This window comes from Mycolicibacterium holsaticum DSM 44478 = JCM 12374, assembly GCF_019645835.1.
In the GTDB taxonomy this organism is placed as follows: Bacteria; Actinomycetota; Actinomycetes; order Mycobacteriales; family Mycobacteriaceae; genus Mycobacterium; species Mycobacterium holsaticum.
Genome location: NZ_CP080998.1, coordinates 4,413,151 through 4,428,134 on the forward strand (window position 1 = coordinate 4,413,151; position 14,984 = coordinate 4,428,134).

Below are 14,984 nucleotides of genomic sequence, written 5' to 3' on the forward strand. Positions count from 1 at the left end.
TGATGTGAGCCGTATCGTCGATCGGTGACGTCGAGACGACGGCCTTGTTCTCGTCGTGCTGGCGGGGTTGCTGAAACGGCCGGGGTGGTGGTTGTGTCGTCGGCCCGGCGAGCGGCTACCGGGCCTGGGTCGCTCCCAGCGGGGTGACCGGCTGCGCCTCGGGTGTCCTTGGCGCGGGCCCCAGGAGGGCGTAGAGCGGCTGCGTCCAGCGGTACCCACCCGCGGAGGTGGTGTAGCTGGTGTGGATGAGCGTCGAAACCTTGGACACCTCATCGGCATCCGGGTCGTAGTCGCAGACCGCGTCGCCGAGTTCGCACACGCTGATCGTGCGGCTGCCAACGGCCGCGGGCAGCGGCGCGGGCGCACCGGCGAGGATGGGCCAGTCCTGCGCGACGCCCTTTCCGGCGCCGGGCACCGACGTGACCGAGCCGATGTTGAGCGTGGGGTCGGCGGGCAGGCGGTCACCGTCGGCGATGAGCAACACCGCCGCCATGTTCGGGTTCGTGCCGAGCGCGTGCAGGTTGCGGTGCACCACCATCGCGCCCTGGGAGTAGCCCGCGAGCACCACCTTGGTGGCTGGGCAACGCTGGGCGAAGGCCGCGTACTGAGCGCCGAGCGCCTCAGCGCCGGCGTCGACACTGTCCATGAAGCCGAGCCAGTCGCCGATGCCGCCGTCGTCGGGCACCGCCACCGCGGGGTACTCCACGGCCTCGGCCGTCATCGTGCGCCCGTCGCGCTGCACCAACCGCTGCAGGTCCAGATAGGACTGGTAGACGTCGTCGCCCATACCGGCGTTCGCGCTCAGATGTCCATCGCGCTGACCGGAGCCTGCGGCGCCGAACCAGTGCACGTCGGGGCACCCGGGATCGGCGTGCGAGACGCCTACCGACAGACCAGTGAACGCTGCGCTCGCGAGCGCGAAAGCGCCGGCGAGCCTCGTGATGCGACCGAACAACAAACCCCAAACCCTTCCCGTCCCGACCGGGACATTCGGGTGGTACATCGGTTCGACGGCCACGGCCGTTACGTTCACCGTGCCGTTTCGACTCTGCGGGAGTCACCGCGGTTCAGGCGCTGGGGCGCGGGCCAAGAACTCCGTTGAACAGGAACGTCGTCAACTGCTTGGCCGCCGCGGAGACGTCGAGCTGCTCTCCGCGCATACTGCTGTCCAAGGCGATGAACCAACACATCCCGAACACCGCCAGTGTCATCTGGCGCGGATCGAACTCGTTGTGCTGCCACCCCGGCAGCGCCCGTTCTATCCAGTTCATCAGCCCAGCCAGGCTGGGCTCCAGACGATCTCGATAGAACGCCTTGCCGGCGTCGGGATCGCTGAACAACACTATTCCGAACAGCGGGTTCAGTTCGACCATCAAACTCAAGACCTCTTTGATGAACTTCTCCGTGGTGCGCTCGGGCACGTCAGCCGCGCCACCCTTGGACAGTTCACGAGCCTCCTGCACGATGCGGGCCAGCAACTGTTCGAGCGGGAAGACCACGGCCTCACTGAACAACTCTTCCTTGGAACTGAAGTGCTGATACATCAGCGCCGAATTGACCCCGGCGGCGTCGGCGATGTCGGCGACGCGGGCCGCGCCGACACCGTTGCTCAGAAATACCTCCCTTGCGGCATCCAGGATCAATGCGCGCCGCTCAGATTTCGGCATCCGACGTCGTACCGGGTTTGACATCTCGCACCATGACCTTCCGGGGTTCTGACGGACGAGAGTAGCTGAGCATTTGCCACCGAACGCGTCCGCAGGTGCCGAACGCCGCCGGTAGTTGACAGCCACAACGGGTCCAGATAAGTATATAGCTACTTACTTAATGGGAGGTCGGATGTCGCGGGTTGCGTTGGTGACCGGTGCAGGCGCGGGGGTTGGGCGGGCGGCCGCATTGCGGCTGGTCCGTGACCGCCAAGTTCACACGGTCCTGGTGAACGACATCGACCCGGATGCCGCCGAACGGGTGGCAAGCGAGGTAACCGAACTCGGCGGATCAGGTGTCGCCGCAGTGGGAGATGTCACCTCATGGGACACCGTCTGCTCGATAGTCGAAAGCCATGGTCCAGTCGACGTGCTGGTAAACAATGCTGGAGTTCCGCTAATCGGCGCTGAGCCAATAGCTTTCACACAAACCGAACCGGACCAGTGGGAGCCGTGGCTGCGGCTGAATCTCGACGCCGTCATGTACTGCACCCGAGCGGTGTTGCCAGGGATGCTGGCAAGTCGGTGGGGCCGGATCATCACGGTCATCTCCGACGCCGCCCGGGTCGGCGAAAGCGGCCTCGCCGTGTACTCCGCCGCGAAAGCGGGAGCGGCAGGTTTCACCCGGGCGGTGGCGCGTGAAGTGGGTCGCGGGGGCATCACGTGCAATTGCGTGGCGCTCGGGACCCTCAAGCACGGCCGCGTCGCACAGTTCATCACCGAAGACATGGAACGCAAGCTCCTGCGCGCCTATCCGGCGGCACGTCTCGGAACACCCGAAGACGCCGCTGCCATGATCGCATTTCTCGCCAGTGCCGACAGTGAATGGATCACGGGCCAAACGTATCCGGTAAACGGCGGCTTCTCGATGGCGGTATGAGCATGGCGGATAGTCACGGTCCAGTCGTCGTCGACCAACGCGATCATGCCCTATACGTCCGGCTGAACCGCCCACAAGCGGGTAACGCGCTGGACTGGAGCACATTTGAGGGTCTGCATGCGGCGTTCAACAGGCTCAATGACGATCCCGATGTGCGGGTAGGCGTGTTGACCGGCACCGGAGACGAGATATTCTGCGCCGGTGCGGATTTGAAGTCGCTGCCGCGGGAAGTCGCCGAGAAGCGCAAGCAAGGGATACCGCTACCAGACACCATCATGCACAACCTGCGGGTGCGCAAACCGTTGCTGTGTGTGCTCAATGGGGACGCCCACGGAGGCGGCGCAGAACTCGCGATCGCCTGTGACATGCGCATTGCAGCCGACCATGTGCGGATCGCACTGCCTGAGGCCCGCGTGGGCATGATCCCTGCGGGCGGTGCTACATACCGGTTGCCGCAGTTGATCGGCAGAGGTAGAGCCCTGCGCATGATGATGACCGGCGAGCCGGTATCGGCGACGGACGCCTACAACTGGGGCCTGGTGGACCGCGTCGTTCCGCGCACGGGACTGGCCGACGCGACGACTGAGTGCGTCACGGCGATCCTCGGGAGTGCGCCGCTGGCGGTCCAGACCATCAAAGAGCTTGTCGACACATCGGCGACAGCGATTTCCGAGTTGATCGATGCCGAGGCAAAAGCCATCGCGCGCATCCAGCGAACGGCGGATGCGGCAGAGGGAACACGCGCGTTCCTGGAACGACGTCCGCCGGCGTGGTGCGGAAAATGAATCCGCCCTTCGATCCCACTGTTCTGCAAATCGAGGGCGAGACCGTGGTACTGCGCGGTTCAGAGTGCATCGGTTGCACTGCACTGCTGTTCCCCGCCCGCGCGGTGTGCGCGCGCTGTGGCGAACAGACCCGCGACTGTTTACTCCCGACGACCGGGGTGGTCCGGACCTGGTGCGGCATGTCGATACCGCTGCCCGGCGTCGCCTCGCCGGCCAACATCGCCCGGGTCGAGCTGGCCCCGTCCCTGATCGTGCAAGGCGTTCTCGACGGTGAAGCCGACATCGGCGACCGGGTCGTGCTGGTACCGACCCTGATTGCGGCAGGCCAAGAGGCCTATACCGGATACGGTTTCACCCGGAGTGATCATGAATGATCAGCCACCGACGGCACCAGGTCGTCGCGCCTACGTCGCGGGCGTCGGAATGACCCCGTTCGCACGGGACCACGATGCGCCGTTCCAGGAGTTGGGTGCCAAAGCTATCCACATGGCGCTCGACGACGCCCAGATCAGCTGGCGTGATGTCGAACTCGTGATCGCAGGGGTGGTCGGGGGGTACCTGGGTGCGGCCTCGTCGATCGTGCACGAGATGACGTGGACTGGTGTGCCGACCGTTGCGGTGGAGAGCGCATCGGCGACGGGATCAGCGGCCTTCGCCGATGCGTTCGCGGCCGTCGCGTCGGGCCGCGCGTCATGCGCGGTCGCGGTCGGCTGCGGCAGCCTGACCGCTGCGCTCGGTCAATTGGCAAGTCATTCCGCCAAACCCACCTTGGCGGCGATCACCGGCGCGAACCTGCCCCCGACCACGTTTGCGATGCTCAAACGCCAGCGCATGCACGAGTACGACGAGCCAGCCGACGCCGCCCTGGCGGTGGTGGCGAAGAACTTGCGCAACGCCAGCCGCAATCCGTTGGCGCAGCGCAACACTGCTCTGTCGATGGCCGACATCAAAGCCTCGCCGATGTTGGCCGATCCGCTGCGTCGCGCGGAATTCTGCCCGACCGGTGACGGCGCCGCGGCGGTCGTCCTCACCGCAGCGCCTGCGCCGGTCGGCCCTTCGATACGTGTTGCCGCCGCGGTGTCGGCCACAGATCAATGGCATCCGGCCGCGGCGTGCGCGCCCGACCCGGGCATCACCGCTCGCGTCGCGCAGGTCGCCTACCAGGCTGCCGGCATCACCGCCGATGATCTCGACGTGATCGCGGTCCACGACGCCTTCAGCGTCGAGGAACTTCAGTACCTCGAAGATCTCGGGGTGTGCCCACGAGGGCAGGCAGGAATCCAGTTGATGGCCGGTCAATTCGACATCGGCGGTCGCGTGGCGGTCAGTAGCGACGGCGGTCTGATCGGGCGCGGCCACCCTGGCGGCGCAACCGGGCTGGCGCAGATCGTCGAGTTGGTCAACCAACTGCGTGAGTCCGCAGGTGATCGTCAGCATCCCTGTCCACGAACTGGTTTGGCGCACATGATCGGTGCTGGCGGCACCTGTTTCGTGCAGATACTCCGGAAAGAGGCGTAACACCGATGACGGCACCCACACCTGATGCGCTCTGCGGTACCTATGCCGAGCTGATCGCGACGTTCGCCCACCGCCCGGATTCCGCTGTCGCGATTCGCGACGATCAGTCCACGTTGACGTACCACCAGCTGTACGGGCGGGTGGGCGCGGTCGCTGCATGGCTGTCCGATATCGGCGTCGCGGCCGGTGACACCGTGGCGATCATGATCTCCAACAGCGCGGAGCTCCTCGTTGTCCAGCTCGCCGTCCAGGCGGTCGGCGCCGTGGGCGCACTGGTCAATACCAACCTCGAAGGTCAGGCCCTGCAGCACATCATCGAGTTGTCCCAACCCATCACGACCCTGGCCGACCCCGCCTCTGCGGCAAGGCTGTGCGAACAATCGCTGAAATGCCACTCGACAAACGACACCGACATGCAAGCCGGCCTCAGCGGACACCGCGATCCGGCACCATGGCTTGATCAACGGTCCGGCACGGGCGCTGACCCGGCGTTCATCAGCTTCACCTCCGGCACCACCGGTGTCCCCAAAGGAGTTGTCCTCGACCAGACGACGAGCGTCAGGGCACTTTTGGTCGGCGCGGCGCTGGGCCTGCGCGACGGCGCGGAAACCTTCTACATCCCCACGCCCGCCTACCATGCGATGGGGTTGGCGTGGGCGTCGCTGGGACTGCGGCTGGGCGCCACCCTGGTGCTGCGCCGTCGTTTCAGCGCCAGCAAGTTCTGGCCGGATATCCGCGAGCACAAATGCACTTTTGCCTACTACCTCGGCACCATGCCCCAGATGATCTACAACCAGCCGGCGCATCCCGATGACGGCGCACACGATCTGAAGGCGTTCTTGGGCGGCGGCATGCCTGCTGAGATCTGGGTGGAGTTCGGCAAGCGGTTCAACGTCCAGATCATCGAGTCCTATTCAGGCAGCGACACCGTGGGCGCCTTCTCAAACTTCGGCAACGCGCCGGTCGGTTCCCTCGGTAAGCCAAGCCCGGACATCGAAGTCCGCCTCGTCGCCGCCGACGGCACCGACGTCCCGGTCGGCCAACCCGGCGAGCTGATCGTTCGGCCCAAGCAGCCCACCGACCAGCCGGCGATTGTGTACTTCCGCGACGAGGAAGCCACCCGCAAGAAGAACGACGGAGGCTGGGTGCATACCGGCGACGTGCTACGCGCCGACGCCGACGGCAACTACTACTTCGTAGACCGGTTGCGCCACATGATCCGGCGGCGCGGGGTCAACATCGCGTCGGCTGAGATCGAGAATATCCTCTGCGGGCACCGCGCAATCGCCCAGTGCGCGGCCGTCGGAGTTCCTGCAGCGCTGGGTGAAGAGGAGGTCAAACTCGTGGTGCGCCCGTCCCACGGGGCAGTCACCGAGGTCGACGTCGCCCGGATCGCCAGCGAATTGCTGCCGGAGTACATGCGCCCGCGGTACATCGAACTCGTCAGCGAGCTGCCGCTGACCGTTACGCAGCGAATCATTCAGTTTGAACTCAAGCGGAATTGGGATACCGAAAGCACCTGGGATGTCGAGCTGGGCAGGTATCCGTTCCAGAGCATCAGCGGATAGCCATGCTGTCTGCCGAGCAGCGTCAACTGCGCGACGCGGTCAGCGATTTCGTCGACCGGGAGCTGATTCCGCACGAGGACGACCCGCTTACCGCTGAGGTCGTGGATCGACTGTTCGGGGGCCTTCGGCGTCTCGGTGTGTGGGCACTCGGTGTACCGACGCGCTTCGGCGGTGCCGGCGGCGAGACGCTCGACCGAATCGTGGTCATAGAACAGCTGTCCCGATCGCATCTCGGCCCGCATCTGATCGGCCGGATGGGAGAGCCGCTGTCGATATTGTTCGCGGGCACACCGGATCAGCAGGAGCGCTATCTGCTCCCGGTAGTGCGCGGTGAGAAGCTGGGCGCATTCGCCCTCACCGAGCCGACCGGCGGTACCGATCCGGCGGGCAACATGACGACAACGGCCGTCCAGAACGGAAACGACTGGGTGCTGGACGGCCGCAAGACGTTCGTCAGCTTTGGTGACATCGCCGACTACGTCGTGGTTTTCGCGCGGACGGAGGTCAGCGCGGGGACCCGGGGCATCACACCGTTCATCGTCGACGCCGGTACGCCGGGCTTCAGCGTCGTACGCCGCATTTCCACAATGGGTTCGATGACGCCGGCCGAACTCGACTTCCAACACTGCCTGGTGCCCGATGCGAATCGGATCGGTGAGCCTGGTCAGGGTTTCGCGCTAGCTCAGCAGCTGCTCGGTACGGCCCGCCTCGAGATCGGCGCCCGCGCCATCGGCGTGTGCGAGCGACTCATCGACCTCGCGGTAACACAGGTGAACAACCGCGAATCGTTCGGCGCCACCCTCGCCCAGCATCAAGGGGTGCAATGGATGCTGGCCGATTGTGCGATCGAACTCGAAGCGGTTCGCAACCTCACCTACGGCACCGCGATCCGGGAGCACGACAGTGTCGCGGCTGAACGGATGCGCTGTTCCATCACCAAAGTGCTGGCGTCCGACACGATCTGCAGCATCGCCGATCGTGTCCTGCAGCTGTTCGGTGGGTGGGGCTACAGCACCGACCTGCCGATCGAACGCTTCTACCGTGACGTGCGGATGTGGCGCATCGTCGAAGGGCCCAACGAAATCCACCGAACCGTCATCGGGCGTCTGCTCGCCGAGAACGGAATCCGGTCTCTGCGTCCGTGAGCTGCCCCCTCGAGATCATCGACACGGGTGCCGCGACCCGGGAGCACCCGACACCACTGGTGTTCGTCCACGGCACCTCGCACGGTGCTTGGTGCTGGGAGGAACACTTTCTCGGCTACTTCGCCCGACACGGCTATCGGGCGGTGGCCGTGAGCCTGCGGGGTCACGGCCGCAGCCCGGTCAGCACCTCGTTGCGCAGGGTGTCGCTGGCCGATTACGTCGACGATGTTCGATGCGCGGTATCCAGGATCGGCGACGCTCCGGTCTTGATCGGACACTCCCTCGGTGGGTTCGTGGTGATGCAGTATCTGCGGCGGTACGAGTCCCCCGCAGCGGTATTGGCCGCGTCGGCACCGCCGTTCGGCCAATGGGGCACGCTGTCGCGGACGATACGACGACATCCCGGCTTGATGATGCGGACCGTGCTGCGCGGAAAGTTCGCGCCGGACCTGTCCCGTCCCGACGTGACGCGCAGCTTCTTCTTTTCGCCCGACGTGGCAGAGCATCTCGTCCGGCGGTATGCCTCCTGTCTGCAGGAGGAGAGCGACCGCGCGCTGCTCGAATGCATGTTCCGTGCCCCTCGGATCCGGCCCCGGGCGATACCGATGCTGGTGCTCGCGGCGGAAAACGATGCCGTGTTCACGGCGCGCGAGACTGCGGCGACTGCTCGGGCATACGGCGCCGATTGGCAGCTGATTCCCGATCTCGCCCACGATCTGATGCTGGACACTCGATGGCGGAGGGCGGCGGATACCTTGCTGCACTGGCTCATCCGGCACGGCTTCTGACACCGGCGGGCGCGACGAGCCACGGCGGCAGACGCAAAGACCCCCGAAACCTTTCGATTTCGGGGGTCTTCGCGTGCAGCCTGCGCGTGGACGCACGCGCAGAGACTAGATCACTTGATGATCTTGGTGACCCGGCCGGCGCCGACGGTGCGACCGCCCTCGCGGATCGCGAACCGCAGGCCCTCGTCCATGGCGATCGGCTGGATCAGCTTCACCGAGATGTCGGTGTTGTCACCGGGCATCACCATTTCGGTGCCCTCCGGCAGCGTCACCACACCGGTCACGTCGGTGGTGCGGAAGTAGAACTGCGGACGGTAGTTGTTGAAGAACGGCGTGTGCCGGCCACCCTCGTCCTTGGACAGGATGTAGACCTGACCCTCGAACTCGGTGTGCGGGGTGGTGGTGCCCGGCTTGATGACGACCTGGCCGCGCTCCACGTCCTCACGCTTGATGCCGCGCAGCAGCAGACCGACGTTGTCACCGGCCTGGCCCTGGTCGAGCAGCTTGCGGAACATCTCCACACCGGTGACCGTGGTCTTGGTGCTGGTCGGCTTGATGCCGACGATCTCGACTTCCTCGTTGACGTTGACCACGCCGCGCTCCACACGACCGGTGACCACGGTGCCGCGGCCGGTGATCGTGAAGACGTCCTCGACGGGCATCAGGAACGGCTTGTCGGTCTCGCGGACCGGGTCCGGGATCGACTCGTCGACGGCCTCCATCAGCTCCTCGATGGACTTGACCCACTTCTCGTCGCCCTCGAGCGCCTTGAGCGCCGATACCCGGATGACCGGGGCGTCCTCGTCGAAGTCCTGGCCGGCCAGCAGCTCGCGGACCTCCATCTCGACGAGCTCGATGAGCTCCTCGTCGTCGACCGCGTCGGACTTGTTCAACGCGACCAGGATGTAGGGCACGCCGACCTGGCGGGCCAGCAGCACGTGCTCGCGGGTCTGCGGCATCGGACCGTCGGTGGCGGCGACCACCAGGATCGCCCCGTCCATCTGGGCCGCGCCGGTGATCATGTTCTTGATGTAGTCGGCGTGACCAGGGGCGTCGACGTGGGCGTAGTGCCGCTTGTCGGTCTGGTACTCCACGTGGGAGATGTTGATCGTGATGCCGCGCTGACGCTCTTCGGGCGCATTGTCGATCTGGTCGAATGCGCGCGACTCGTTCAACTCGGGAAACTTGTCGTGCAGAACCTTGGTGATAGCTGCGGTCAGCGTGGTTTTGCCGTGGTCAACGTGACCGATGGTCCCGATGTTGACGTGCGGCTTCGTCCGCTCGAACTTCGCCTTCGCCACTGTGGTGTCCTCCTGGACTGTGTTGGTGCTTGGTAAGCAGGTTTGATCTTTGCAGTTGTGCGGTCCCGCCAAACCGACGGGTCAGAGATTACTGACCCGTCGCCTTCGCTGATTCCATTGCTCGGCTCCGGCCCAGTTCGCGCCTCGGCCGCAGGCGGCCTTCGATGCTCACTGACCCGTCGCCTTCGCGATGATTTCCTTCGACACGTTCGCCGGAACCTCGGCATACGAGTCGAACACCATGGAGTAGTTCGCCCGGCCCTGGGTCTTTGACCGAAGGTCGCCGACGTAGCCGAACATCTCCGACAGCGGAACCTGCGCCTTCACGACACGAGCACCGCTCCGCTCCTCCATGGCCTGAATCTGACCACGGCGGGAGTTCAGGTCACCGATCACTTCACCCATGTAGTCCTCGGGTGTGGTCACTTCGACCGCCATGATCGGCTCGAGGATCACCGGCTGAGCAGCCTGTGCGGCTTTCTTCAGCGCCTGTGAACCTGCAACTTTGAACGCCATTTCCGACGAGTCCACCTCGTGGTAGGCACCGTCGAGCAGCGTGAGCTTCAAGTTCACCAGCGGATAGCCGGCCAGCACGCCGTACTGCATGGCGTCCTGGGCGCCGGCGTCCACCGACGGGATGTACTCCCGCGGGATGCGGCCACCGGTGACCTTGTTCTCGAACTCGTAGGTCGCGCCGTCCTCGCCGACGAACGGCTCGATGGTGATGATGACCTTCGCGAACTGGCCCGAGCCACCCGTCTGCTTCTTGTGGGTGAACTCCACGTTCTCGACCTTGCGCTTGATGGTCTCGCGGTAGGCCACCTGCGGCTTGCCGACGTTGGCCTCGACCTTGAATTCGCGCTTCATCCGGTCGACCAGGATGTCGAGGTGCAACTCGCCCATGCCGCCGATGACGGTCTGGCCGGTCTCCTGATCCAGGTGCACCTTGAAGGTCGGATCCTCCTCGGCGAGCTTCTGGATCGCGGTGCCCAGCTTCTCCTGGTCGCTCTTGGTCTTGGGCTCGATGGCCACCTCGATCACCGGATCGGGGAACGTCATCGACTCCAGCACGACCTGCTGGTTCGCGTCGGACAGGGTGTCACCGGTGGTGGTGTCCTTCAGGCCGATCACCGCGTAGATGTGCCCGGCGGAGGCCCGGTCGACCGGGTTCTCCTTGTTGGCATGCATCTGGAACAGCTTGCCCAGCCGCTCCTTCTTGCCCTTGGTGGCGTTGATCACCTGGGATCCGGAATCGACCGTGCCGGAGTACACCCGCACGTAGGTCAGCTTGCCGAAGAACGGGTGCGCGGCGATCTTGAACGCCAGCGCCGAGAACGGCTCGTCCACCGACGGCTTGCGGAAGAGCTCTTCGTCTTCCTTGCCCGGCACGTGGCCGCGCACGGACTCGACGTCCAGCGGCGACGGCAGATAGTCGATGACCGCGTCCAGCATCGGCTGCACGCCCTTGTTCTTGAACGCGCTGCCGCACAGCACCGGGTAGAGCTCGCTGGCCACCGTCAGCTTGCGGATGGCGGCCTTGATCTCGGCGACCGTGAGTTCCTCGCCGCCCAGATACTTCTCGAGCAGCTCCTCGTCGGTCTCGGCGACGGTCTCGAGCAGCTCGTTGCGGTACTGCTCGGCCTTCTCGACCAAGTCAGCCGGAATATCGACGGTCTCGTAGGTCTCACCGAGCTTGGTCTCACCGCGCCATACCTTGGCCTTCATCTCGACCAGGTCGACGATGCCCTCGAAATCGGCCTCGGCACCGACGGGCAGCTGGATCACCAGCGGCTTGGCACCCAGCCGGTCCTTGATGGTCTGCACGGTGAAGTAGAAGTCCGCACCGACCTTGTCCATCTTGTTGACGAAGCAGATGCGGGGCACGTCGTACTTGTCGGCCTGGCGCCACACCTGCTCGGACTGCGGCTCGACGCCTTCCTTGCCGTCGAACACCGCGACCGCACCGTCGAGCACCCGCAGGCTGCGCTCCACCTCGACGGTGAAGTCGACGTGGCCCGGAGTGTCGATGATGTTGATCTGGTGGTCATTCCAGAAGCAGGTCACCGCGGCAGACGTGATCGTGATGCCACGCTCCTGCTCCTGCTCCATCCAGTCGGTGGTGGAGGCGCCGTCGTGCGTCTCGCCGATCTTGTAGTTGACGCCCGTGTAGTACAGGATGCGCTCGGTCGTCGTGGTCTTACCGGCATCGATGTGCGCCATGATGCCGATATTGCGGACCTTGTTGAGGTCGGTCAGCACGTCCTTCTGTGCCACAGAAGTCTTCTCTTTCGCTTAGTTCGCTTTGGTTGCTGTCAGTAACCCGGCCGGCCGCGGAGCCGCGGGTTCGATCACCAGCGGTAGTGCGCGAAGGCGCGGTTCGCCTCGGCCATCTTGTGGGTGTCCTCACGTCGCTTGACGGAGGCGCCGAGACCGTTGCTGGCGTCGAGGATCTCGTTCGCCAGACGCTCGACCATGGTCTTCTCCCGGCGTTGCCGCGAGAAACTCACCAGCCAGCGCAGGGCCAGCGTGGTGGACCGGTCGGGACGCACCTCGACGGGAACCTGGTAGGTCGCACCGCCGACGCGACGGCTGCGGACCTCGAGTGCGGGCTTGACGTTGTCGAGAGCGCGTTTGAGGGTGACGACCGGATCGGTGCCGGTCTTATCCCTGGCCTGTTCGAGCGCACCATAAACAATGCGCTCGGCCAACGATTTCTTCCCGCGCATGAGAACTTTGTTCACCAGTTGGGTGACCAGCTGCGACCCGTAGACCGGATCGTTCACCAACGGACGCTTGGGCGCGGGTCCCTTCCGCGGCATCAGCTCTTCTCCTTCTTGGCGCCGTAACGACTGCGTGCCTGCTTGCGGTTCTTCACACCCTGGGTGTCGAGCGAACCGCGGATGATCTTGTAGCGCACACCCGGCAGGTCCTTCACACGACCGCCGCGCACCAGCACCATCGAGTGCTCCTGCAGGTTGTGGCCTTCGCCGGGGATGTAAGCGGTGACCTCAACCTGGCTCGTCAGCTTGACGCGCGCGACCTTCCGAAGCGCCGAGTTCGGCTTCTTCGGGGTGGTGGTGTACACGCGGGTGCACACGCCACGGCGCTGCGGGCTGCCCTTGAGAGCCGCGGTCTTGACCTTGGCGGCCTTGTCATGGCGACCCTTGCGGACCAGCTGCTGAATGGTTGGCATCTACCGGCTTTCTCTGTTCTCTGCTGTTGTCTAAGTCTCTGTACTGCTGTTATGCCCCGTTCGCGTACCCCGCAACCGGGTGTGTCGCGCACGCCCGCCTGACAATTCGAAGGCATTGCCTAAATTCTCAGGACACGGCGACGCGCGAATTTGCCCAGCGTGCAGGCATGCCTACGGAATCTGCAGCCGCAGGCGCCTTATCTGCCAGGCACGATCGTCCACAATACCAGGGCAGCCCGTGCCGAACCAAACTCGACCTGCGGGCCCTTCCTGCAGGTCAGACCATAGCTCAGCGGCGCTCCATACCGGAAGCCAGTCGCATCACCATGTCGGTGAACACCGCATCGGTGTCGATGCCGGCCATCGCCCCTGTCATTTCCAGCAGCACGAAGCCGTGCATCGCCGACCAGAACTCCAGCGCCGCATAGAACGCGTCGTCGCCGCCCAAGCCGTAGGAGCCCAACACGTCGATCACGGGCGCGGCCGCGGCCCTGGTGGCCTCGGTGAACTCGGGATCGTCGCCGCCGAGCGGCATCCGGGTGAACGCCGAGTACCGGCCCGGATGGTGATGGGCGTAGCTGCGGTAGACGCTGGCCATCACCATCACCGCGTCGTCGCGGGTACGGCCCTGCCCGGCGGTGTTCAGCATGTCGATGATGTCGCCGACCACCCGCATCCGCACGGTCCGGCGCAGGTCGTCGAGGCTGTGCACGTGGTTGTACAGCGAGGGCCCCTTGGTGCCGAGTTGGTTGGCCAGGGCGTTGATGGTCAACGCATCCCAACCCTCACGGTCAAGGAACGTCAGGGCGGCGTTGACGATCGCATCGCGGCTGAGTCGCGCGGGTCGCCGTCCCGCGTTGCGGGCCGGTGGAGACGGCGGCTCCGGCTGTGCTGCCATGCGCTTCTCCTCGTTTGACGCAGAACCCGGAAAAGGGGCAGCGCCAAACTAACACCTCTAGTTTTGACTGGTCACGTAAGTCAGTTCACGCGTTCCTGGCTGAGTTGGGCGAGTTGTTCGGTGATCGAGCACAGGTCGGGCAACGTTGCGGGGTTCATCGTCTGGATCGACCACGTGATGACGTCGCCGCCCTTGGCCACGTAGATGCTGCACGCATTGCCGTCGTAGGCCTTGAAGCCCTTGTTGCCGTCGACCGACAGTTCCTTGAGGGTGCGGCCGGCCTGCTGCTCCAGCGAGCGCTCGGTGTCCATGTCGCTGCCGCGGTACCACCACGTCGAAATGCCCATCCCGGCGCCCACCGTCTCGAACATCGTGTTCTCCCGCCAGAAGCAGCCGGTGTCGCTGACGACGGTCTTGGTGAACATGGCCGGGCCGGCGGCCTTGGCGATGTCGGCGTCGGTGACCCCGTTGCAGTCGACGCTGTGAAAGCCGCCCTGCGCCCCGCTCGGGGTGTGCGGCGCAGCCGACGGCTCGGCCGAGCCACAGCCGGCGAGCACCACCGTCGCGGCGGCAAGCGTGCCGAGGATTTCGCCGCGGATGTGCATCGTCACATCTCCGACTGCAGGGTGGCGGACAACAGCTTTTCGGCGTCGCCACACGGGTCCCCGGCGGAGGGATTACGCAATTGGACCCACCAGCTCAGCACCCCGGTGCCTGCGGCGGCGGTGGCCGAACAGGCCGCACCGGTGACGTCGCGCCGGGCCAGAAACGCCGAGTGCCGGTCGATGACGGTGTCGGTCACCTCGGCGCCGCGATCGTCGGCCAACGCCCGCTCGCGGTCCAGGCTGCCGGTTTCGAACCAGGCGAACGTGACGTCGATGCGGGCGTCGCCGCGCATCAACACGTACTGGCAGACGGCGCCGCTGTAGGGCCGCACGACGGACTCGGCGCCCAGGGTCTGCTGCACGGTCTCGTCGGCAAGCAGACCGCAGCGGTCATGTAGGTAGCCGTAGCTGCGGTCCGGATCGGGCACGCCGAGTTGGGCCCGCTGGGCGGTCCCGCTAACGGTATGCGCGCAGCCCGCAACGGTCATAGCCGCCGTAACCGCTAGGACAGCAACCTCATCGACACGCCACCGCATTGCATCTCACGCTACCCAGCGCGGTAGCCGATGGCGACTCGTGCGAACCGCCGCCGCGCCA

General features: G+C 65.3%; 16 protein-coding genes. 7 read left to right on the plus strand and 9 right to left on the minus strand.

All coding sequences use genetic code 11. The features are described 5' to 3' along the window. Positions 1-115 precede the first annotated feature (115 nt). Both K3U96_RS21270 and K3U96_RS21275 read right to left on the minus strand, forming a co-directional pair. Positions 116-955 (minus strand): cutinase family protein, encoded by an 840-nt coding sequence (locus K3U96_RS21270; protein WP_372515017.1) that lies wholly within the window; start codon positions 953-955, stop codon positions 116-118. Positions 956-1,067: 112 nt separating this feature from the next. Beyond that, positions 1,068-1,667 (minus strand): TetR/AcrR family transcriptional regulator, encoded by a 600-nt coding sequence (locus tag K3U96_RS21275; RefSeq protein ID WP_220690993.1) that lies wholly within the window; start codon positions 1,665-1,667, stop codon positions 1,068-1,070. Positions 1,668-1,839: 172 nt separating this feature from the next. Here K3U96_RS21275 and K3U96_RS21280 point away from each other — a divergent pair, with 172 nt between their 5' ends. Genes K3U96_RS21280 through K3U96_RS21310 form a run of 7 tightly spaced genes read left to right on the plus strand, consistent with a single transcriptional unit; the run spans position 1,840 to position 8,390 of the window. After that, positions 1,840-2,586, plus strand: coding sequence for an SDR family NAD(P)-dependent oxidoreductase (locus tag K3U96_RS21280; protein WP_230982229.1), 747 nt, complete (start codon positions 1,840-1,842; stop codon positions 2,584-2,586). Further along, complete coding sequence (locus K3U96_RS21285; protein ID WP_220690994.1) at positions 2,583-3,371, plus strand: enoyl-CoA hydratase/isomerase family protein; 789 nt, start codon at positions 2,583-2,585, stop codon at positions 3,369-3,371. Before K3U96_RS21280 ends, K3U96_RS21285 begins: the two co-directional genes overlap by 4 nt. Then, positions 3,368-3,745, plus strand: a complete 378-nt coding sequence (locus K3U96_RS21290) for a PhlB family protein (RefSeq protein ID WP_220690995.1) — start codon at positions 3,368-3,370, stop codon at positions 3,743-3,745. Before K3U96_RS21285 ends, K3U96_RS21290 begins: the two co-directional genes overlap by 4 nt. Further along, positions 3,738-4,889 (plus strand): thiolase family protein, encoded by a 1,152-nt coding sequence (locus K3U96_RS21295; RefSeq protein WP_220690996.1) that lies wholly within the window; start codon positions 3,738-3,740, stop codon positions 4,887-4,889. The genes K3U96_RS21290 and K3U96_RS21295 overlap by 8 nt, the downstream gene beginning before the upstream one ends. Positions 4,890-4,894: 5 nt before the next feature. Next, a complete protein-coding gene (locus tag K3U96_RS21300) occupies positions 4,895-6,457 on the plus strand; it encodes an AMP-binding protein (protein WP_220690997.1) in 1,563 nt (520 codons plus the stop codon). Between the two features lie 2 nt (positions 6,458-6,459). Next, positions 6,460-7,602, plus strand: coding sequence for an acyl-CoA dehydrogenase family protein (locus K3U96_RS21305; protein WP_220690998.1), 1,143 nt, complete (start codon positions 6,460-6,462; stop codon positions 7,600-7,602). Then, complete coding sequence (locus tag K3U96_RS21310) at positions 7,599-8,390, plus strand: alpha/beta hydrolase (RefSeq protein ID WP_220691000.1); 792 nt, start codon at positions 7,599-7,601, stop codon at positions 8,388-8,390. The genes K3U96_RS21305 and K3U96_RS21310 overlap by 4 nt, the downstream gene beginning before the upstream one ends. Before the next feature lie 110 nt (positions 8,391-8,500). Here K3U96_RS21310 and tuf read toward each other — a convergent pair whose 3' ends face one another. The 7 genes from tuf to K3U96_RS21345 all read right to left on the minus strand — a co-directional run bounded on the left by tuf (position 8,501) and on the right by K3U96_RS21345 (position 14,923). Continuing rightward, on the minus strand, positions 8,501-9,691 hold the full coding sequence (tuf, locus tag K3U96_RS21315; RefSeq protein WP_069407796.1) for an elongation factor Tu: 1,191 nt from the start codon (positions 9,689-9,691) through the stop codon (positions 8,501-8,503). A gap of 168 nt (positions 9,692-9,859) precedes the next feature. Continuing rightward, positions 9,860-11,965, minus strand: a complete 2,106-nt coding sequence (fusA, locus tag K3U96_RS21320; protein WP_084223737.1) for an elongation factor G — start codon at positions 11,963-11,965, stop codon at positions 9,860-9,862. A gap of 74 nt (positions 11,966-12,039) precedes the next feature. Next, positions 12,040-12,510: a 30S ribosomal protein S7 gene (rpsG, locus tag K3U96_RS21325; protein ID WP_069407795.1), complete on the minus strand. Its 471-nt coding sequence runs from the start codon at positions 12,508-12,510 to the stop codon at positions 12,040-12,042. Further along, positions 12,510-12,884: a 30S ribosomal protein S12 gene (gene rpsL, locus K3U96_RS21330; protein ID WP_003886828.1), complete on the minus strand. Its 375-nt coding sequence runs from the start codon at positions 12,882-12,884 to the stop codon at positions 12,510-12,512. The genes rpsG and rpsL overlap by 1 nt, the downstream gene beginning before the upstream one ends. Before the next feature lie 289 nt (positions 12,885-13,173). After that, positions 13,174-13,782 carry a TetR/AcrR family transcriptional regulator gene (locus K3U96_RS21335; protein WP_220691001.1) on the minus strand — a complete coding sequence of 203 codons (609 nt, stop codon included), beginning with the start codon at positions 13,780-13,782 and terminating at the stop codon, positions 13,174-13,176. An 80-nt stretch (positions 13,783-13,862) separates the two neighbouring features. Continuing rightward, complete coding sequence (locus tag K3U96_RS21340) at positions 13,863-14,387, minus strand: DUF3558 domain-containing protein (protein ID WP_220693625.1); 525 nt, start codon at positions 14,385-14,387, stop codon at positions 13,863-13,865. A gap of 2 nt (positions 14,388-14,389) precedes the next feature. Beyond that, positions 14,390-14,923 (minus strand): DUF3558 domain-containing protein, encoded by a 534-nt coding sequence (locus K3U96_RS21345; RefSeq protein ID WP_220691002.1) that lies wholly within the window; start codon positions 14,921-14,923, stop codon positions 14,390-14,392. Positions 14,924-14,984: the final 61 nt, after the last annotated feature.